This window comes from Amycolatopsis bullii (genome assembly GCF_014654205.1).
GTDB classification, from domain to species: domain Bacteria; phylum Actinomycetota; class Actinomycetes; order Mycobacteriales; family Pseudonocardiaceae; genus Amycolatopsis; species Amycolatopsis plumensis.
Genome location: NZ_BNAW01000043.1, coordinates 23,071 through 42,248, shown reverse-complemented (window position 1 = coordinate 42,248; position 19,178 = coordinate 23,071). Strand labels below are relative to the sequence as shown.

Here is a 19,178-nt window from a genome sequence, read left to right as displayed (position 1 = left end):
GCTGCGGTTTCGAGGGGCACCGATGGATGACGCACGCGTGGAGAAGGTCGGTTTCGGCGCGGTGCTCGCCGTCGCCGAGTTCCGGGCGATGTGGACCGCCGAGCTGCTGTCGGTCTGCGGCGACCAGCTCGCCCGCGTCGCGCTCGCGGTCCTCGTCTTCCAGCGCACGTCATCGGCCGCGCTGACCGGCCTGACCTACGCCCTGACGTACGTCCCCTCGCTGCTCGGCGGCATCCTGCTGGCCGGTGCGGGCGACCGGTGGCCGCGGCGGGACGTGATGGTCGCCGCCGACCTGGCGCGGGCCGCGCTGGTCGCGGGCATCGCGATCCCCGGCGTCCCGCTGTGGGTGCTGTGCGTACTGGTTGCGGTGATGACGGCGCTCGGCGGGCCGTTCAAGGCGGCGCAGCAGGCCCTGCTGCCGTCGGTCCTCGAAGGCGAGCGGTACCTGGTCGGGATGGTCCTGCGGAACGTGACCATGCAGGGCGCGCAGCTGGCCGGGTTCGCCGGCGGCGGCGCGCTGATCGCCTCGCTCACCCCGTCCGCGGCACTGGCGCTGGACGCGGCGACCTTCCTGCTTTCGGCGTTGTTCCTGGTCACCGGCGTCCGGCGGCGGGCGGCGGGCGCCCAGGCGGTCCGGCCCGCGTGGCTGGCCACGACCGGCGCGGGCATCCGGCTGATCTGGCGCGACCCGGCCCTGCGGACGCTGGTGGCGCTCAACTGGCTGGCCGGGTTCTACGTCGTCCCGGAGGCGCTGGCCGCGCCGTACGCGGCCGGGATCGGCGCGGGCGCGACGCTGGTGGGGCTGCTGATGGCGGCGGACCCGGCGGGCAGCGTGCTCGGCGGCGTCGTGTTCGGCAAGTGGATCCCGGAGCGGGCGCAGCTGCGCGTGCTCGGGCTGCTGGGGATCGCGGCGGGGCTGCCCCTGGTGGTATTCGCGTGCCGGCCCGGCCTGGTCGTGTCGGTGGTGCTGCTCGCGGCGTCCGGGTTGCTGGCCACGGGCTACAACATCACCGGGACGGTGTCGTTCATGCGGCGGGTGCCCGACGAGCACCGCGCGCAGTGCGCCGGGGTGAACTCGGCGGGCCTGATCACCGTGCAGGGGGTCGGGGCGGCCGTGGCGGGCGGGCTGGCCGACGTGCTGGGCCCGGCGCACACCATCGCCGTGGCCGGGGCGGCGGGTGCCGCGGTGGCCGTGCCGATCGCGAGGGCGTGGCGCCGGGTCGGGGTGGAGGACCGATGACCTCAGTTGTCGCGTCCGCACATGGTGCGCCTCCCTTCACGACCTCGGGCCGCACCGGTTCCGTCACCGGCCGGACACCATGAGTATGCGGACCGGCGGCGGGATTCCGCGCACTGGGCCGCACATTCGTGACGTCCTCGTGGCACCGCGGCACTGGGTGCTGTGGCGGCAGGGGCCGCGGGTGGTCGTCTACTGCCTGGCCAGCGAAGTGGTGGCGGTGGTGCTGACGCTGCGCCCGTCGCCGATCGCGGTGGACCGCCGGACGGTGTCGATCCTGGTGGTGCTGCTGGTGCTCGGGGTGGTGCAGTCGGAGACGGGACGGCGCGTGGAGCGGATCCGCCGTCGCGTGTCGGGGACCCCGCACATCAACATGACGTCGGTCTGGACGTTCGCCGGGGTGCTGCTGCTGCCGCCGCTCCTGCTGGCGGTCCTGGTCGCCGGCTTGTACGCGCACCTGGCGATCCGCAGCTGGTACCGCCTGCAGCGGGTCCCGGTCTCCCGCACGGTCAGCAACGCGGCGATCATCGTGCTGTCGTGTTACGCGGCCCAGTCGGTGCTGCGGGTTTCGGGTTTCCCCGACGTCCGCGCGGCGCTGACCCACAGCTGGGCGGGCACGTTCGCGATCGCGGCCGCGGGAGTGACGTTCTTCGCGGTGAACGCCCTCCTGGTCCTCCCGGCGCGCCGCGAAGTCGGCCGGACGCCGGAGGCCCTCTTCGGCACGTGGTCGGACAACGGCCTCGAGGTGGCGACGCTCTGCCTGGGTGCCTTGAACGCGATGGCGCTGGCGACGTTGCCGGGCCTGGTGGTGCTGGTGTTCCCGCCGTTGCTGCTGTTGCACCGCACGGTGCTGGTGAGGCAGCTGGAGGTGGCGGCCCACCGCGACGAGAAGACGGGCCTGTACAACACGAGCGGCTGGCACGCGCTGGCGAAGCGCACCTTGGCGGCCACCGCCCGCCAGGGCGGCACGTTCGGGCTGCTGATGCTGGACCTCGACCACTTCAAGCAGGTGAACGACACGTACGGCCACCTGGCGGGCGACGCGGTCCTGAAGGCGGTGGCCCAGTCGATCATCTCGGCGGTCCGCGGCCGCGGCGACGCGGTGGGCCGCTTCGGCGGTGAAGAGTTCGTGGTGCTGCTGCCGGGCATCACCCAGCCGGACATCGGAGCGGTGGCCGAGCGCATCCGCCGGGCGATCAGCGCCCTGCAGGTCCCGGCGGGCCGCCTTTCGATCACGGGCCTGACGGTCTCGATCGGCATCGCGGTGTACCCGACGGCCGGGACGTCATTGCAGCGTCTGCTGGACGCGGCGGACACCGCGCTCTACCACGCGAAAGCGACCGGCCGGAACAAGGTGGTCCACGTGGCGGACCTGGTGTGATCAGGCGGTCCGGTGCCGCCGCCGTCCGGCGTCGAGCCCGAGCATGGCGAGCAGTTCGGCACAGTCCCGCGAGTCGGACGAGTGCCCGGCGACGGTGAGGACGGCCCGATCGTTCTGTTCACCGAGCCGGACGGCTTCTTCGGCCCGGATCACACCCATCCGGCTGTCTTCGTCGTTGGCAAGAGAGCTGCCACTGCGTCGGGCCCAGGTCATCTGGCCACCTACTTCCGGCCCCACGGGTGCGGGGCCATGGTCGGACCCCCAGCATGACACTTACAGGAATTTCACTCACAAGTGGCCCCCATCACCACCCCGAGTAGACCTCGAACCCCCAGCTGAGCACCCCATCACCACCAGGGATGAACACCCCGTCCGGCCACCCCCGACGCAACCACCCGGGGGTCCAGCCAGGGGTCCGGCGGACTCGATTGCCGGTGCGGTGTGCCGTGGTGGAAGCGCGGTCCGCCGACCGGACTCCGCCCGAAGGCGCGGCTGACTGGCCTGCGCATGACTGACCCGGACACCGCCGAGGCGCCTCGGCCAGGCAGTCACCTCGGGGCCCACCACCCCGAAGCCCGATTGTGACTACGGCCGGCAGCACCGCGTCAAGGCGGGAAAGCGTGCCTTGACCCGGCACTACCGGCCGTGTTCCGGCTTCTGATCGGGGCGGGGGGAGGTCTGGGCGGGGTGCCGGTCAGCCGTCAGCCTGCAGCCTGCCGTTACGCCCGGCGCCCGAAAAGCGGGCTACGCCCGGGCGTGACTGACCAGGCCAGGTCTGCCCGGCCCGGCCGGGCACAGAACTGCCCGGCCGGGCAGAGATCAGCGAGCCGGTAGCAAACCCCGTCTGGCTCACCCGCGAACGCATCCACCCGGGGGGGCCAGGGGGGCGAAGCCCCCTTGGCGGGGGTTTGGGGGTTCGACCCTCAAAAGATACGGCAAAACGAAGGAAGGCCCAGCCCCGAAGGGGCGTGGGCCTTCCGCGAAGTGTCGGTGGAGGTGCCGGGAATTGAACCCGGGTCCTCTGGCGTCTCGACAGGGCTTCTCCGTGCGCAGTCCGCTGCGTCTCTACTCGGCTCCCTCAATCACGCGAACAAGCTGAGGTGACGAGCCCAGCCACTGTTTGCTTCACGACTGTTCCCCGTGGCCGGGACAGCCGCTGAGCCTCCTAGCTGATGCCGGTACCCGGGCCGGAGGCGAACCCGGGCCGACAGAGTCGCACTCGCTCAGGCGGCGAGGGCGAACTCGCGCTGACTGGAGTCGGCGCTTATTGGTTTGCGATGACGCTTACGGTGGTCTCTCGCCTGCACCGGCACGCTTCCCCTGACTCAACGTCCAAAGTCGAAACCGTTCACCCCCTTGTCGGGACACAACCTGTTCATCATAACGCCCGGCGCCACTGCTTTAGTCCGGGTGGGGTGGGGCCAGCCCTACCGCCGGGATGCCCGCTCACACCATGTCCCGCGAAGCGGCGAGCCGCGATGCTGGGAGCCGTGGAAAGGAGTGCGGTCATGGTGAGCGAGAGGCGGGATCCGCCGTTCGGTGGTTCGGCGGTGTTCTTGCTGATGAACCTGCCACTGGGAGTGCTGGCGTTCGTCTTCCTCACGGCGTTCGTCTCGGCCGGGGCGGGGACCGCCGTGGTGTGGGTCGGGGTGGGCCTGCTCGCCTTCGTCGTGCTCGCCGTGCGGGGGGCTGGGCGGCTGGAGCGGGCGCGGGTCTACGCGCTGCTGGACCGCCACATCGACCTCCCTTACCTGCCGCTGCCCGCCGGCAAGCAGGCCGCGCGGTGGAAGGGGCGGCTGAAGGACCCGTCGACCTGGCGGGACCTCACCTACTTTGCGCTGTTGTTCCCGGTGGGCCTGGTCGAGTTCGTGCTGGTGACGACGTTCTGGGCGACGAGCCTGGCGCTCGTGGGCCTGCCGGTGTACTTCCGGTGGCTACCGGGCGGGGAGTACCGCTTCCCGTCCTGGGACGTGCCGTGGCTGACCGTGGACTCCACCGTCGAGGCGCTACCGTGGGCGGCGCTCGGGGTGTTGTTCGTCGCGTTGTCGGTGGCGCTGACCAAGGCGCTGGCGGGCACGCACGCCCGGCTGGCGGAGGCGCTGCTGGGGCCGACGGTGGCGCAGCGCCGCCGGATGGAGCGCTGGTGGGAAGACGCGGAAGAGAAGAACCTGGTGGCGGGATGACCGAGGCTCAGCAGCTGGACCACCCGCGGCCGCACCCGGCCCGGACGATCCTCTACATGATCGTCAGCTTCGTCTTCCGGCTCGTGCAGTTCGTGCTGATCGTGGTCGGCATCGCGGTGGGGGTCTCGACGGCGGTGATCTGGGTCGGGTTCCCGATCCTGCTGGCGACGACGAGCTTCGTCCGCTGGTCCGGCGACCGCGAGCGGGGCTGGGCGGCCCGGATGCTGAACGTGCCGCTACCGCCGGTGCAGCGGCGGCCGTACGAAGAGGGGCAGCCGCTGCTGCGCCGGTGGGTCACCCGGCTGAGCGATCCGACGACGTGGCGGGACCTGGCGTACCTCATGGCGGCGTTCCCGCTGGCCTGCGTGGAGCTCGGGATCGCGCTGGCGTCGATCGTGCTGCTGCCGATGGCGATCTGGGTGACGCCGTGGCTGGGCTGGCTGCACGGTGAGCTGGCGCTGGCGCTGCTGGGGCCGGACCGCACGAAACGGCTGGAGCAGAAGGCGCAGCGGCTGCAGGCGTCCCGGGCCCGCGGGGTCGACGCGGCCGAAGCCGAACGCCGCCGCATCGAGCGTGACCTGCACGACGGCGCGCAGCAGCGGCTGGTGGCCGTGGCGATGAGCCTCGGACGGGCGAAGTCGAAGTTCGACCAGGATCCGCAGGCGGTGCGGGACCTGATCGACGAGGCGCACCTGGACGCGAAGCTCGCCGTGTCGGAGCTGCGGGACCTGGCGCGCGGCATCTACCCGGCCGTTCTGGGCGACCGGGGGCTGGACGCGGCGCTGTCGGCGCAGGCGGCGAAGTCGCCGATCCCGGTGGACGTCTCGGTGGACGTCGACCCGCGTCCGCCGGCCGCGGTGGAGACGACGGCGTACTTCATCGTCGGCGAGACCCTGACGAACATCGCGAAGCACTCCGGAGCGACCGAAGCGGGCGTGAAGGTCTGGCGGACCGACGACCACGTGGTCGTCGAGATCACCGACAACGGTCACGGCGGCGCGGAGGTGCGTCCCGGCGGCGGGCTGGCCGGCCTGGCCGACCGCGCCGCGACGATCGACGGCGTGATCACCGTGGTCAGCCCGGTCGGCGGGCCGACCGTGATCCGGGCGGACCTGCCCTGCCAGTGGTGAATAGTCTGGACCCCGTTCATCCACGAACCTGGGGGCCGGATGCGGGTAGTCATCGCCGAGGACGCCGTGCTGCTGCGGGCCGGGGTGACCCGCCTGCTCGCCGACGAGGGCATCGAGACGGCCGCGGCCGTCGACAACGGGGACGACCTCCTCGGCGCGGTCAAGGAACACCGTCCCGACCTGGCGATCGTCGACGTCCGGATGCCGCCGACATTTACCGACGAGGGCCTGCGCGCGGCACTGGCGGCGCGCAAGGAGATCCCCGGGCTGCCGGTGCTGGTGCTGTCGCAGTACGTCGAGGAGTCCTACGCGGTGGAGCTGCTCTCGGGCGGCGCCGGCGGCGTCGGCTACCTGCTGAAGGAGCGCGTGGCGGACGTCGCGGACTTCCTGGACGCGGTCCGCCGGGTGGCGGGCGGCGGTACGGCGATCGACCCGGACGTGATCGCCCAGCTGATGGCCCGCGGCCGGCGCAACCCGCTGGACGCGCTGACCGCTCGCGAGTCCGAGGTCCTGGGCCTGATGGCGCAGGGCCTGTCCAACACGGCGATCGCGAACTCCCTGGTGGTTTCGCACGGCGCCGTGGAGAAGCACATCGGGAACATCTTCTCGAAGCTCGGGCTCGAAGCCAGCGCCGAGGAACACCGCCGCGTCCGTGCGGTGTTGACCTACCTGGGCCGCTGAGCGACGGACGGTGACCGGAGGTCCCGTAGGGTGGACACCGAGTCACCCGTTCCGCGGGCGGCACCCGTGTGAGCGCTCACCTACCATGAGCGGACCCCTCGAGAGGAGCGCGCAGATGTCCGACGAGATCCGCTGCGTCCGCTTCTTCGGCGGCCCGCTCGACGGCCGCGTCCAGGAGCTCGGGGACGCCGAGCCCATTCCCGGCACCGTCATCCGGCACATCCACCTGCACGGCGGCCCGAAGATCGAGACCCGCTACGAGCTCGGCCTCACCGAGCACGGCTGGGAGTACCGCCTCGCCGCCGCGCAGCACGAACCCGAGCCCGACGGTTTGCGGTAGTAGGGAGAACCCCCGTATCCACCGGGGGTGAACAGGACCTCCAAGAGGGCGGTCAGCACCGCTGTTTCCGCTGGTCGAACCGGCCAGGCTGAACAGCATGCAGACAGCGGGCCGGGACAGGTTCCTCGACGTCGTCCGGGCGGGGGCCATCCTCGCCGTCATCGCCCAGCACTGGATCATGCCGGTGCTCTCCTACTCCGACGGGCACCTCGCCACCGGCAACGCGCTGGCGACGCCCGGCTGGTGGGTCGTCACCTGGCTCAGCCAGGTCATGCCCCTGGTCTTCTTCGCCGGCGGCGCGGCGAACCTGATCTCGTTCCGCCGCGCCGCGTCCACGCGGCAGTGGCTCGCCGGGCGCATCAAGCGCCTGATGGTGCCGGTGCTGCCGCTGATGGCGGTCTGGCTGGTCGTGCCGGACTTCCTGCGCGGCCTGGGCGTCCCGCCGCAGCCGGTGCAGGTCGGCAGCGCGATCGCCGCGCAGCTGCTCTGGTTCCTCGCGGTGTACGTGCTCGTCGTGCTGCTCACGCCGCTCATGGTGGCCGCGCACCGGCGCTGGGGCCTGAAGGTGCCGCTCGTCATGGGCGCGGCGGGCGTCCTCGTCGACGTCGCGCGCTTCAACGACCTCGGCTACATCGGGTACGCCAACGCGATCTTCGTCTGGGTCGCCGTGCACCAGCTGGGCTTCCACTACGTCGAAGGCCGCCTCGGCTCGCTGACCCGCCGCGGCGCGCTGACGCTGTCGGCCGCCGGGTTCGGCGTCACGGCGCTGATGGTCGCGTTCGGGCCGTACCCGGCCAGCATGATCGGCATGCCGGGCGCGCCGGTGTCGAACATGAGCCCGCCGACCGTGCTGCTTGCCTTCCTCGCCGTCGGCCAGGTCGGCCTGCTGCTCGCCTTCCGCCCGCAGCTCAACGCGCTCGCGGCGCGCCCCGGCATCGGCGACGCCCTCGGCTGGCTCGGCGCGCGCTTCATGAGCGTCTACCTCTGGCACATGCCGGCGCTGGTCGTGGTGGCGGGCGTGACGGTGTACGGCCTCGGCTACCAGACCCCCGCCCCGGGCACGGTGTTCTGGCTGATCATGGCGCCGGCGTGGTTCGCGGCGTGCGGGATGGTGCTGCTCGGCCTGCTGCGGCTGTTCGCCCACTTCGAAATGCAGCGCGACACCGGCGAACTCACGGCCAGGACGCCGCAGCTGGTCGTGGCCGGGCTCCTGGTCTCGGGTGGCCTGCTCGGCCTGGCGGCCCACGGGTTCGCCCCGCTCTCGGACGGCATCGCCCACGGCCCGGTCCCCTGGGTGGTCCTCGCCACGGCCGGCTTCCTCCTGGCCGGCAGGCAGATCCCGGTCACGGTCATCGGCACCCGGCTGCTCGGCCGCGCGGTCGTCGTCACCGAGCGAGCAGCGATCAAGCGTTGACCCTCGTGAGTGGTAAGGCGGGTTCTAACCCGCCTTACCACTCACGAGGCGCCAGGGCGTGTCGTGCAGGACCGCCCGCAGGAACGGCTCCCCCAGGCGATCGTCGGCCGCCCAGCCGGCGATCGCCTGCAACTGCGTCGCGTAGGAGTAGGGGATGTTCGGGAAGTCCGTGCCGAACACGACGCGGTCGGCGAACCCGGCCAGCCGCGCCGTCCAGTCCGGCGGCAGCGGCGCCATCGCCTCGGCGAACGGCACCCCCACCATCGTCGTGTCCAGGTGCACCCGCGGGTACTTCGCCATGAGCTCGAACGCCGTCCCGAACTCCGGCATCGCCGCGTGCGCGAGCACCGCCGTGAGCCGCGGGTGCCGGGCCAGGACCTCCTCGAACACCGACAACCCCGTGAAGTCACCCCGCAACGGACCGTGTCCACAGTGGACGACGACCGGAACCTCGGCGTCGGCCAGGGAACCCCACACGGGCTTCAGCAGGTCGTCACGCGGGTCGTACGCACCCACCTGCACGTGCGCCTTGAACACCCGGGCGCCGGCCCGCAGCGCACTGTCCACAGCGGACCCGGCGCCGGGCTCGGGGTAGAACGTCCCGGTCGGCACGGCGTCCGGCACCCGCGCGGCGAACTCGAGCGCCCACTCCGTCAGCCACTCGGCCATCCCCGGCTTGTGCGGGTAGACCAGCGGCGCGAAGCGCGTGACACCGAGCGCACGCAGCGTCTCCAGACGCTCCTCTTCGGACGTCCGGTAGAACACCGGCCACTCGGTGCCGTAGTGCGTCGAGGCCGCGTCGAAGTACGCCCAGACCTTGTCCATCACCGGCTTCGGCAGGAAGTGGACGTGCAGGTCGACCAGGCCCGGCAGGCCCAGCGACGCCGTCCAGCGCGCGACGTCCGCATCGGTTGCCGGGCCGTGCGTCACTCCGTGAACCGGCCCTTCAGCGCGCGGCCCATCGCCTTCCTGATGTCGCGCTCCGCGTCGCGCTTGGCGAGCGACTGCCGCTTGTCGTAGGCCTTCTTGCCCTGGGCCAGCGCGATTTCGACCTTGACCTTGCCGTCCTTGAAGTACATCGACAGCGGGACCAAGGAGAGCCCGCTCTCCTTGGTCTTGCCGATCAGCTTCTCGATCTCCCGCTTGTGCAGCAGCAGCTTCCGGGTGCGCCGCGGCATGTGGTTGGTCCACGTGCCCTGCGTGTACTCCGGGATGTGCACGTTGCGCAGCCACACTTCGCCGTCGTCGACCGTCGCGAACGCGTCCGCCAGTGACGCCTTGCCCTCGCGCAGGCTCTTGACCTCGGTGCCGACGAGCACGAGACCGCACTCGTAGGTGTCGAGGATGGAGTAATCGTGCCGCGCCTTGCGGTTCGACACGATCACCTTCTGGCCACGTTCCTTGGGCATATGACCACTCTACGTGATTCCGACGGTGACGAGCAGCCGGTTATCTAGTGCCGGACGTACAGCCGCAGCGTGACGTACCCGGTGATGGCGGAGATCACCACGGACACCCCGAGCAGGATCGGCGCGACCGGGAACAGCAGCTCCAGCATGGTGATCTTCGGGAAGACGTCGCCGGTGAACACCGAGTCGAGGAAGCTCGCCTTGGTCAGCACCAGCATGATGATCCCGAGGACCGCACCGACCACGCCGGCGACCACCGCCTCCAGGAGGAACGGCAGCTGCGTGTACCACCGCGTCGCGCCGACCAGCCGCATGATGCCGACCTCGGTGCGCCGGGTGAACGCGGACACCTGGATCGTGTTGGCGATCAGCAGCAGCGCGGCGATGGCCATGATGAGCGCGGCACCGAAGGCCATGTTGCGGACGCCGTTGAAGGCGTTGAAGACGCGGTCGAGGAACTTCTTCTGGTCGTCGACCTTCCGCACGCCCGGCTTGTTCGCGTACTCCTGCACGATCGCGTCGCTGCGGTCCGGGTCCTTCAGCTTCACGTGCAGCGACGCGGGCAGCGACTCGGGACCGGTGAGCGCGATCAGCTCCGGCTGGCTCTCGAAGATCTTCTTGAACCGGTCGAAGGCCTGGTCGCGGTTCTCGAACACGACCGATTCGACACCGTTGTTGCTCTGCAGCGAGGTCCGCAGCGACTGGCACAGCGCCTGGGTGCAGTTCTTGTCGGTCGCGCTGATGTCGTCGGTGAGGTAGACCGAGACCTCGACGTCGGCGAGGAAGTTGGACTTCATCTTGTCGATCGTCCGCACGGCGAGGAGGCCGCCGCCGAGCATGGCGAGCGACACGGCCGTGGTCAGCATCATCGCGATGGTCATCGTGACGTTCCGGCGCAGGCCGGTGACTACCTCACTGAAGACGAAACTGGCGCGCATGGCGGGTGCAGGTCCTTGGGGTCGGGGTCGGTGCGGGGTGGACGGGTCTCAGCGACCGATGCCGTAGACGCCGCGGGCGTCGTCGCGGATCACCCGGCCGAGCTGCAGCTCGACCACGCGGCGCCGCATGGAGTCCACGATGGAGTGATCGTGGGTGGCCATCAGGACGGTGGTGCCGGTGCGGTTGATCCGCTCCAGCAGCAGCATGATGTCCTGGCTGGTGTCGGGGTCCAGGTTCCCCGTCGGTTCGTCGGCGAGCAGCACCAGCGGGCGGTTCACGAACGCGCGCGCGATCGCGACGCGCTGCTGCTCACCGCCGGAGAGCTCGTTGGGCAGCCGGTCGGCCTTGCCGTCGAGGCCGACGAGCTCCAGCACCTCGGGGACGACCTTCTTGATGGTCGGCCCCGGCTTGCCGATGACCTCGAGGGCGAACGCCACGTTTTCGGCGACGGTCTTGTTCGCCAGCAGCCGGAAGTCCTGGAAGACGCAGCCGATGGTCTGCCGCAGGCGCGGGACCCTGCGGCGGGCCAGCTTGGCGACGTCGAAGTTGGACACCATCACGCGGCCCTTGGTCGGCGTCTCTTCGCGCAGCAGGAGCCGGAGGAAGGTCGACTTCCCCGATCCCGAGGGACCGATGAGGAAGACGAACTCACCCTTTTCGATGTCGACGGACACCCGCTCGAGCGCGGGCCGCGTCGAGGTCTTGTAGACCTTGGAAACCTCTTCGAGCCGGATCACGATTCGGCATACTACCCACCGGTCTCGTGAAGCCCCGGTTGCCCGGTGCACCCGGGTGGAGCAGCGGGTGTTTGCGTACGGTGAGCGGTCACCCCGACACCCGCTGCGCCGATCAGGCGCTCTGCTTCCGCCAGCGGATGCCGGCGTCGAGGAAGCCGTCGATGTCGCCGTCGAGCACCGCCGACGGGTTGCCGACCTCGAACTCGGTCCGCAGGTCCTTGACCATCTGGTACGGGTGCAGCACGTAGGAGCGCATCTGGTTGCCCCAGCTCGAGCCGCCGTCCTTGAGCGCGTCCATCTCCTTGCGCTCCTCTTCCTTCTTGCGCTGCAGCAGCCGCGCCTGGAGGACCTTCATCGCGGCCGCCTTGTTCTGCAGCTGCGACTTCTCGTTCTGGCAGGAGACGACGATGTTCGTCGGGAGGTGCGTGATGCGCACCGCGGAGTCGGTCGTGTTCACGCTCTGTCCACCGGGGCCCGACGAGCGGTACACGTCGACCCGGATGTCCTTTTCCGGGATGTCGACGTGGTCGACCTCTTCGACCTCGGGCAGCACCTCGACGTGCGCGAACGACGTCTGGCGGCGGCTCTGGTTGTCGAACGGCGAGATCCGGACGAGCCGGTGGGTGCCCTGCTCGACCGAGAGGGTGCCGTAGACGTAGGGGGCGCTGACCTTGAACGTCGCCGACTTGATGCCCGCCTCTTCGGCGTAGGAGATGTCGTAGACGTCGGTCGGGTAGCCGTGGCGCTCCGCCCAGCGCAGGTACATGCGCAGCAGCATCTCGGCGAAGTCGGCCGCGTCGACGCCACCGGCCTCGGAGCGGATGGTGACGACGGCGTTGCGGTCGTCGTACTCGCCCGAGAGCAGGGTGCGGACCTCGAGGCCGTCGATGGCCTTGCCGAGGTCGGCGAGCTCGGTCTCGGCCTCGCCCATGCTGCCGGAGTCGCCTTCGGCCTCGGCGAGCTCGTACAGCACGCCGAGGTCGTCGAGCCGCTGGCGCAGGTCGGAGACCCGGCGCAGCTCGCCCTGCCGGTGGGACAGCTGGCTGGTGACCTTCTGCGCCGCCTCCGGGTCGTCCCAGAGGGTCGGGCTCGAGGCCTGTTGCTCCAGGTCGGCCACCTGGGCACGCAGCGCATCCAGGTCCATCACCGACTCGATCTGCGTCAGCTTGCCGGCCAGGTCCTTCAGTGCCGCGTCGAACTCATCACTCACGTTTGTCAAGGTTACGGCAAAACCCGCGACCGGTTGCGAGGACCGGTCGCGGGCGCGCGAACCTCAGGCCGCGGGGATGGCGTCGAGCAGCTTCAGCGCGGCCTTGGCCTGGGCCTGGGCGAACTCGGCGACGGCCTTTTCGTACGGCCCCTCGGCCGCCTTGGTGGCCGCCCTGGCCTCGTCGAGCTGCTGGCTGTAGCTCGTCCGGGCCGACTCGAGCAGCGACTGCCGCTGCTTCGCGGTCAGCGACCCGGCGTGCACGAGCCGCAGGATGAGCGGGCTGCGCAGGTGGTCGGGGCCGGCTTCGGAGGTCAGCCAGGCCTTGAAGGCCTTCTTGCCGGCGGCGGTGATCAGGTACTGCTGGCTGGAGCGCGGGCCCTGCTTGCCGAGCCGGACGAGGCCTTCCTTGGACAGCGCCGGGAGCTCCCGGTACACCTGGCTGCGGGTGACGCTGAAGAAGGCACCGAACCGCTCTCCGGCTCCGGCGACGAGCTGCCCGCCGGTGGCGGGACCGTCGTGGAGCAGACCGAGCAGGGCGGCGGCTGTTGCATTCAATTCGGACACGCCCCCTAGATTCCCACTTATCGGCCGCTGTGTCCACAGTGGTCAGCGGATCTGTCCATTGTGGCTAGACAGATCCCCTCGTTCGGCCCAATGCGAGCAGGTCCACTGTGGACGTGAATACGCTCTGCAACCGCTCCCAGGGAATTTTGGTCCAACCAGACGCACCCGGACCGCCTCGGCGCGTCCAGGCAGGTGAGTTCGACGGGCGGCGATCCCCGGCTTGGCCGACTCCGGACACTCACCGCAACCACCCGGCGCGCCCGTCCACATCGTGGGATCCGCAGTTTTCCGCGCACCGGACGGAAAAGTCGGCAGCGAAAGCCGTTCCGGCATGACAAAAGAGGCACGTTCCCGGATTTCCCGGAAACGTGCCTCTTCGTGGTAGCGGGGACAGGATTTGAACCTGCGACCTCTGGGTTATGAGCCCAGCGAGCTACCGAGCTGCTCCACCCCGCGCCGTTGTGGTACTTGAATAGATTACACGGGGTCGCCACCAGGTTTTCACCGGGGTCCCGAAACGCTCTGACCTGCCCTTACGCGGTCTCGAGCCACTGACGGGCTCCACTCAGGACCATGGCCAGCCCGTCCTCGAACCGCGCGTCCGCGTCCCCCAGCACCGCCTCACCCGCCGACTCGCGGTAACGCTCGTCGAACTCGCCGGGCATGGGCCGCACGGCCTGCTCCTCGATCACGTACCCGATGACGAAGCAGTAGACGGTGAAGGTCGCGCGGCTCGCCCGTCCCGCATCGAGCCCGGCGTCGATGCTCCGGCGCAGCGGGTGCTCGCCGACCAAACTCGTGTCACCGAGGTACGTACCAGCGAAAACCTTTCCGCCGTCGCGATAGGCGAGCATCATCCGCCGCAGCGCGCGAGCGCCGTGCGCGACACCTTCCCACTCCCCCGCCGACGCCGGCGGCCGCCGATCGGCTACGGAATCGCGGTACATCTGGGTCGCCATCTCGTCGAGCAGCTCCTGCTTGTTCTTCATGTGCCAGTACAGCGCAGGAGCCTTGACCCCGAGATCGGCGGCGATCAGCCGCAGCGTGAGCCCGTTGAGCCCCACCTCGTTGAGCAGCTTCAGCCCGGACCGGGCAATGTTTTCCCTGGTCAGGGCCATCTTGTGCACTGCTCCTCATGATCGCTGCTTGACAGTTTAACGATGTTAAGGGCATCCTCGCGGCAGGTCAATTTAACGTTGTTAAGGAGCTGGGGAGATGGAAGAGCTGACCACGGACGTGGTTGTCGCCGGCGCGGGCCCGACGGGTCTGATGCTGGCGAACGAACTGGCACTGGCCGGAGTGGACACCTCGGTGCTCGAGCGGATGCACGCGCGAACGGGTCTGTCGAAGGCCCTGAACCTTCAGCCGCGCACGGCGGAAGTGCTGGATCTGCGGGGTTTGCTGCCGCGCGCGAAGGATCGCTCGTTCGCGACTGTCGCGGACGGACACTTCGCGGTGATTCCGGTGAGCTATGCGGGCTGGGACACGCGCCACCCGTACCAGTTGGGCATCCCGCAGGCGGAGGTGGAAGCGGCGTTGGAGGAGCGCCTGGCGGAGCAGGGGGTGCGGGTCAGGCGAGGGCACGAGCTCACGAGCTTCGTGCAGGACGCCGACGGCGTCACGATCACGGCAGGAGAGCTGCGCATCCGGGCGAAGTACCTGGTGGGCTGCGACGGCGGCCGCAGCACGGTGCGCAAGGCCTTGAACATGCCGTTCGAGGGCATCGAAGGCCAGGGCCACGGCGTGTCGGCGGATGTGCTGTTCAAGGGGACTCCGCCGGGTGCGCCGACGCAGTGGCGTTCGATGACGAACATGGTGACCTCGCAGAGCCCGGGCAAGTTCGTCGGGGCGATCCCGCTGGCCGAGCCGAACCTGTACCGCATCAGTTTCGGAGATCGCCTGAACCGCCCCGAAAACCTGCGCGCGGAGGTCACCAGCGAAGAAGTGGAGCGAGCGGTCGCCGAACGTTTCGGTCCTGAGGCGGAGATAGCGGAGGTCCGCTGGGCCTCCCGTTTCTCGGACGACAGCCGCCTGGCCGCGAACTACCGGGTGGGCCGGGTCCTGTTGGCGGGCGACGCGGCCCACATCCACTTCCCAGCCGGAGGCCAGGGCCTCAACCTCGGCATCCAGGACGCCATGAACCTGGGCTGGAAGCTGGCAGCGGAGCTCCGCAACCGTGCGGCACCAGGCCTCCTGGACACGTACGAACAAGAACGCCGCCAGGTGGCCGCAGACGTCCTGGACAATGTGGCGGCCCAGAACGCCCTGATCCCGACAACCCCCAACCAGCTGGCCCTCCGAGCCCTCTTCCGAGACCTGGCAGCCCTGGACCAGGTCCAGCACCACCTGTCCGGCTTGGTCTCCGGCCTCGCCATTCACTACGCGACAACGGAGTCCCACCCCGCGGCGGGCACCCGCCTCCCGGACTTCCAGACACCCCAGGGCTACGCGAGCACCCTATTCCACAAAGGAACCTGGGTCCTCCTGACGAAAACCCCGGCGGACACGCCCCACCCAGAGGTACTCGTAGCCGAGACCCCCAACCTCCCCCACCCCAACGCAGAGAGGCTCCTGGTCCGCCCAGACGGCTACATAGCAAACACAACAGGAGAAACAAAAAGCTGGTTAACCTGACAACCCAGCCAGACACCGGGGGGTCCAGGGGCGGCGAAGCCCCCCTGGCGGGGGTCTGGGGGTTCGACCCCCAGAACAAATGCGAAGGAGGGGCGGCTCGCCGACTTTGGCGAGCACACCCCTCCCAACCTCTGTAGCGGGGACAGGATTTGAACCTGCGACCTCTGGGTTATGAGCCCAGCGAGCTACCGAGCTGCTCCACCCCGCGTCGTGGCACCTACCTTACGCCCTCGTTTCGCGGGGGTGCAAAGCAGGTGCCGTTCGGGTTACCGACGTCACCCTCCGGGCTGGGTGCTGGACGGTGGGGTGCTGGTCCCGGGGGCTGCGGTCTTGGCTGCTTCGTAGGCCCGGGCGGCCGCGTCGAGGGCGGCCAGTGCGGCGCCTTGGTCGGTGAAGTTGCCGGATTGCTGGGCGGCTTTCAGTTTGGCGAGCGCGGACTGGATGTCGGCGACCGCCCGGTCGAGGGCCGCGTTGCCGCCGCCGTTGTTCGCGGGCGGGGTGGTCGTCGGGTTGGTGGAGGACGGCGGTGTGGTGGTCGGCTGCCCGGCTTGGGGTGGGGTGGTGGTGGCCTCGCCGGTGCCCGCTCCGAAGACCTGGTCGAGGGCTTCCTGGAGGGTGGCGCCGTAGCCGACCTTGGGTCCGTAGGAGACGAGGACGCGGGCCAGCTGCGGATAGCTGGGCTGGGTGCGCTGCCGGATGTAGACGGGTTCGACGTAGAGGAAGCCGTTGGCGACCGGCAGCGTGATCAGGTTCCCGTAGATGGGGGTGACGTTGGGGTTGTTGAAGAGGGTCCGGTCCTGGGCGACGCGGGAGTCGCTCTGGAACCGGTTCTGGACCTGGACGGGCCCGTCGACTTGGGTTGCCCCGGTGGCCGCGCTGGGCAGCTGGAGGACGCGGATCTTGCCGTAGTCGAGGGCGTCGGAGGACACCGACATCCAGGACGCGAGGTATTGCCGCTGGAGGCCGGTCAGCGAGCTGGTCAGCTGGAAGGTCGGCTTGCTCTGCCCCGGGGCGTCCGCGAGGACGTAGTAGCCGGGCTGGTTGGCCGCGCCGGCCGCGGCCGGGTTGGAGCCGCCCTCGGCGGTCGGGTCCTGCGGGACGCTCCAGAAGGCCTGCTGCGAGTAGAACTCCTGCGGGTTGCTGACGTGGTAGCGCGACAGCAGCTCACGCTGGATCTTGAAGAGGTCTTCGGGGTAGCGGAAGTGGGCGCGCAGGTCCGGGGAGATCTCGGAGCTCGGCTTCACGAGTCCGGGGAAGACCTTCTCCCAGGCGTTGAGGACCGGTTCCTTGTCGTCGATGGAGTACAGCGTCACGGTGCCGTTGAAGGCGTCGACGGTGGCCTTGACCGAGTTGCGGATGTAGTTGATGGAGCTGTTGGCCTGGCGGGCGACGCCGTTGAGGGAGTCGTTCGTGGCCGCGCCGAGCTGGGTCTGCTGGGCGTACGGGAAGTTGTTGAGGGTGGTGTAGCCGTCGATGATCCACTGGATCTTGCCGTCGACGACCGCGGGGTACGGGTCGCCGTCGAGGGTCAGCCACGGCGCCACCTTGCTGACGCGGTCGCGCGGGTCACGGTTGTACATGATCCGGGAGCCGTCGCCGATGGCATCGGAGAACAGGATGTTGCGCTCGCCGTACTCGGCCGCGAAGGCGAGGCGGTTGAACCAGTTGTCGACCGAGACGCCGCCGGAGCCCTTGTAGGTGTAGCGGTCGGTGGCGGTGTCGTACTCGCCGGGCGCGCCGTTCCCGCCGACGATGGCGTAGTCGGACTCGGCGGCGGACAGCTCGCCGTAGTAGATGCGCGGTTCCTTGACCTCGATGCCGGGCTGGCCGGATCCGGCCGAGCCGGCGCCCGCCGGGTTCTGCGTGTCGCTGGTCGTCGCGATCGGGTAGCCGCCGTCGGAGTTGGCGTCCTTGACGGCGCGGTCGATCGTGTTGGCCGGGGCGACGACGAAGCCGTTGCCGTGGGTGTAGACGAGGTGCTTGTTGATCCAGCTGGTCTGGTTGCCGGTGAGGCCCTCGGTCTTGATCTCCTTGGCGGCGACGATGTAGTCCTGCGTCACGCCACCGACGGTGTAGCGGTCGATGTCCAGCTTGGCCGGGAAGCCGTAGAAGTTCTCGCGGCCGACGCGCTGGGTGAAGGTGTCGGAGAGGACGTTCGGGTCGAGCAGCCGGATGTTCGACATCGTCCCGGTGTCGGCCTTGATCTGGTCCGGGGTGGCGTCCGACTTGCCGGTGTAGGGCTGGTACTGGACGTCGGTGAGGCCGTAGGCGCGGCGGGTGGCGTCCATGTTGCGCTGGATGGACGCCGCTTCCTTCTCGTTCGCGTTGGGCTTCACCGAGAACTGGTCGAGGACGGCGGGCCAGGCGACGCCGACGAGGATGCTCGACAGGATCAGCAGCACCAGTGCGATGGCCGGAAGCTGCAGGTTGCGCAGGAAAGCACCGGCGAAGAACGCGATCGCGCAGATCACCGAGATGCACAGCAGGATCAGCTTGGCGGGCAGCACCGCGTTGAGGTCGGTGTAGGTGGCGCCGACGAACAGCGGCATCCCGCGGTCGGACAGCAGCAGGTTGTACCGGTCGAAGAAGTACTCCACCGCCTTCAGCAGCACGAAGAGGCCGACGGTGATGGCGAGCTGCGCGCGGGTCGGCCCGGCGAGCTGGCCGCCCTTGCCGGCCAGGCGGATGCCGCCGAAGACGTAGTGGGAGATCAGCGCGCCGAAGAAGGAGATGACGACGGTGATGAACAGCCAGCCGAGCAGCCAGTTGATGAACGGGAGGTCGAAGGCGTAGAAGCCGACGTCGTTGCCGAACTCGGGGTCGGTCTGGCCGAACGAGGTGCCGTTGAGGAACAGCTGCACGACCTGCCAGTCGCCCTGGGCGGACAGGCCGGCGATGAGGCCGGTGAGCACCGGGATGCCGACGCCGAAGAGGCGGATGCGGGCGACGATCGCGGAGCGGTAGCGCGCCAGCGGGTCGTCGGCGCCGGAGATCGGCACGAACACCGGGCGGGTCCGGTAGGCGATCATCAGGCTGATCGCGAGCGCGCCGCCGACGAGCAACCCGACCGCGAAGAAGAGGATGATCCGGGTCACCAGCTGGGTGGTGAACACCGACCGCGCGCCGACTTCGCCGAACCACAGCCAGTCGACGTACGTGTCGAGGAGGCGGGCCCCGAGCAACAGCGCCAGCACGATCACCGCGGCGATGATGAGGAGGATCCGGCTCCGCCGGGACAGCTTCGGCAGGCTCACCGGGGGCCGAGTCGCCACGGCACACGCTCCTGTCTTCGTCAATACTCGAGCAGGGGCGCGTGCGC

Annotated in this window: 17 protein-coding genes, 2 tRNA genes and 1 other RNA gene; 8 read left to right on the top strand and 12 right to left on the bottom strand. The window is 69.7% G+C overall.

Annotated elements, in window-relative coordinates; genetic code table 11:
* Positions 1–22: 22 nt before the first annotated feature.
* Both IE317_RS33820 and IE317_RS33815 read left to right on the top strand, forming a co-directional pair.
* Positions 23–1,240, top strand: coding sequence for an MFS transporter (locus tag IE317_RS33820; protein ID WP_191315434.1), 1,218 nt, complete (start codon positions 23–25; stop codon positions 1,238–1,240).
* Positions 1,241–1,379: 139 nt separating this feature from the next.
* On the top strand, positions 1,380–2,618 hold the full coding sequence (locus tag IE317_RS33815) for a GGDEF domain-containing protein (protein ID WP_191315433.1): 1,239 nt from the start codon (positions 1,380–1,382) through the stop codon (positions 2,616–2,618).
* Here IE317_RS33815 and IE317_RS33810 read toward each other — a convergent pair whose 3' ends face one another.
* Both IE317_RS33810 and ssrA read right to left on the bottom strand, forming a co-directional pair.
* A complete protein-coding gene (locus IE317_RS33810; RefSeq protein WP_191315474.1) occupies positions 2,619–2,831 on the bottom strand; it encodes a hypothetical protein in 213 nt (70 codons plus the stop codon).
* Between the two features lie 775 nt (positions 2,832–3,606).
* Positions 3,607–3,974, bottom strand: a transfer-messenger RNA (tmRNA) gene (gene ssrA / locus IE317_RS33805).
* Positions 3,975–4,126: 152 nt separating this feature from the next.
* Between ssrA and IE317_RS33800 the strand changes: the two genes are divergently transcribed.
* From IE317_RS33800 to IE317_RS33780, 5 genes are all read left to right on the top strand, one after another.
* Entirely contained in the window at positions 4,127–4,801 is a 675-nt protein-coding gene (locus IE317_RS33800) for a sensor domain-containing protein (protein ID WP_191315432.1), read from the top strand.
* Positions 4,798–5,931 (top strand): sensor histidine kinase, encoded by a 1,134-nt coding sequence (locus IE317_RS33795; protein ID WP_191315431.1) that lies wholly within the window; start codon positions 4,798–4,800, stop codon positions 5,929–5,931. Before IE317_RS33800 ends, IE317_RS33795 begins: the two co-directional genes overlap by 4 nt.
* Before the next feature lie 39 nt (positions 5,932–5,970).
* On the top strand, positions 5,971–6,612 hold the full coding sequence (locus IE317_RS33790) for a response regulator transcription factor (protein WP_191315430.1): 642 nt from the start codon (positions 5,971–5,973) through the stop codon (positions 6,610–6,612).
* A 115-nt stretch (positions 6,613–6,727) separates the two neighbouring features.
* The gene (locus IE317_RS33785; protein ID WP_191315429.1) at positions 6,728–6,952 is read left to right on the top strand and encodes a hypothetical protein; all 225 of its coding nucleotides are present in this window, start codon (positions 6,728–6,730) and stop codon (positions 6,950–6,952) included.
* Between the two features lie 97 nt (positions 6,953–7,049).
* Entirely contained in the window at positions 7,050–8,366 is a 1,317-nt protein-coding gene (locus IE317_RS33780; RefSeq protein WP_191315428.1) for an acyltransferase family protein, read from the top strand.
* A 24-nt stretch (positions 8,367–8,390) separates the two neighbouring features.
* Here the strand turns inward: IE317_RS33780 and IE317_RS33775 are convergent, their stop codons facing one another.
* The 8 genes from IE317_RS33775 to IE317_RS33740 form a co-directional block, all read right to left on the bottom strand.
* Positions 8,391–9,296 (bottom strand): amidohydrolase family protein, encoded by a 906-nt coding sequence (locus IE317_RS33775; RefSeq protein ID WP_191315427.1) that lies wholly within the window; start codon positions 9,294–9,296, stop codon positions 8,391–8,393.
* Positions 9,293–9,775: an SsrA-binding protein SmpB gene (gene smpB, locus IE317_RS33770; RefSeq protein ID WP_191315426.1), complete on the bottom strand. Its 483-nt coding sequence runs from the start codon at positions 9,773–9,775 to the stop codon at positions 9,293–9,295. The genes IE317_RS33775 and smpB overlap by 4 nt, the downstream gene beginning before the upstream one ends.
* Positions 9,776–9,819: 44 nt before the next feature.
* On the bottom strand, positions 9,820–10,713 hold the full coding sequence (gene ftsX, locus IE317_RS33765; protein ID WP_191315425.1) for a permease-like cell division protein FtsX: 894 nt from the start codon (positions 10,711–10,713) through the stop codon (positions 9,820–9,822).
* Between the two features lie 48 nt (positions 10,714–10,761).
* Positions 10,762–11,451: a cell division ATP-binding protein FtsE gene (gene ftsE, locus IE317_RS33760; RefSeq protein ID WP_043776592.1), complete on the bottom strand. Its 690-nt coding sequence runs from the start codon at positions 11,449–11,451 to the stop codon at positions 10,762–10,764.
* Between the two features lie 112 nt (positions 11,452–11,563).
* Entirely contained in the window at positions 11,564–12,661 is a 1,098-nt protein-coding gene (prfB, locus tag IE317_RS33755; RefSeq protein WP_191315424.1) for a peptide chain release factor 2, read from the bottom strand.
* A 63-nt stretch (positions 12,662–12,724) separates the two neighbouring features.
* On the bottom strand, positions 12,725–13,225 hold the full coding sequence (locus tag IE317_RS33750) for a PadR family transcriptional regulator (protein ID WP_191315423.1): 501 nt from the start codon (positions 13,223–13,225) through the stop codon (positions 12,725–12,727).
* Between the two features lie 379 nt (positions 13,226–13,604).
* Positions 13,605–13,681: transfer RNA gene (locus IE317_RS33745), tRNA-Met, on the bottom strand.
* Between the two features lie 77 nt (positions 13,682–13,758).
* On the bottom strand, positions 13,759–14,343 hold the full coding sequence (locus IE317_RS33740; protein ID WP_191315422.1) for a TetR/AcrR family transcriptional regulator C-terminal domain-containing protein: 585 nt from the start codon (positions 14,341–14,343) through the stop codon (positions 13,759–13,761).
* Positions 14,344–14,440: 97 nt separating this feature from the next.
* On the opposite strand from IE317_RS33740, the gene IE317_RS33735 reads away from it, so the two are divergent.
* Positions 14,441–15,859 (top strand): FAD-dependent monooxygenase, encoded by a 1,419-nt coding sequence (locus IE317_RS33735; RefSeq protein ID WP_191315421.1) that lies wholly within the window; start codon positions 14,441–14,443, stop codon positions 15,857–15,859.
* Between the two features lie 134 nt (positions 15,860–15,993).
* On the opposite strand, the gene IE317_RS33730 is transcribed toward IE317_RS33735, so the two are convergent.
* Positions 15,994–16,067: transfer RNA gene (locus tag IE317_RS33730), tRNA-Met, on the bottom strand.
* A gap of 67 nt (positions 16,068–16,134) precedes the next feature.
* Complete coding sequence (locus IE317_RS33725; RefSeq protein WP_268246935.1) at positions 16,135–19,131, bottom strand: UPF0182 family protein; 2,997 nt, start codon at positions 19,129–19,131, stop codon at positions 16,135–16,137.
* Between the last annotated feature and the right edge of the window lie 47 nt (positions 19,132–19,178).

Coding starts and splice junctions, on each gene's coding strand:
- smpB (WP_191315426.1), bottom strand. CDS start 9,775: ATGCCCAAGGAACGTGGCCAGAAGGTGATCGTGTCGAACCGCAAGGCG.
- IE317_RS33780 (WP_191315428.1), top strand. CDS start 7,050: ATGCAGACAGCGGGCCGGGACAGGTTCCTCGACGTCGTCCGGGCGGGG.
- IE317_RS33800 (WP_191315432.1), top strand. CDS start 4,127: ATGGTGAGCGAGAGGCGGGATCCGCCGTTCGGTGGTTCGGCGGTGTTC.
- IE317_RS33735 (WP_191315421.1), top strand. CDS start 14,441: ATGGAAGAGCTGACCACGGACGTGGTTGTCGCCGGCGCGGGCCCGACG.
- ftsX (WP_191315425.1), bottom strand. CDS start 10,713: ATGCGCGCCAGTTTCGTCTTCAGTGAGGTAGTCACCGGCCTGCGCCGG.
- IE317_RS33785 (WP_191315429.1), top strand. CDS start 6,728: ATGTCCGACGAGATCCGCTGCGTCCGCTTCTTCGGCGGCCCGCTCGAC.
- IE317_RS33810 (WP_191315474.1), bottom strand. CDS start 2,831: ATGACCTGGGCCCGACGCAGTGGCAGCTCTCTTGCCAACGACGAAGAC.
- IE317_RS33740 (WP_191315422.1), bottom strand. CDS start 14,343: ATGGCCCTGACCAGGGAAAACATTGCCCGGTCCGGGCTGAAGCTGCTC.
- IE317_RS33795 (WP_191315431.1), top strand. CDS start 4,798: ATGACCGAGGCTCAGCAGCTGGACCACCCGCGGCCGCACCCGGCCCGG.
- IE317_RS33790 (WP_191315430.1), top strand. CDS start 5,971: ATGCGGGTAGTCATCGCCGAGGACGCCGTGCTGCTGCGGGCCGGGGTG.
- IE317_RS33820 (WP_191315434.1), top strand. CDS start 23: ATGGATGACGCACGCGTGGAGAAGGTCGGTTTCGGCGCGGTGCTCGCC.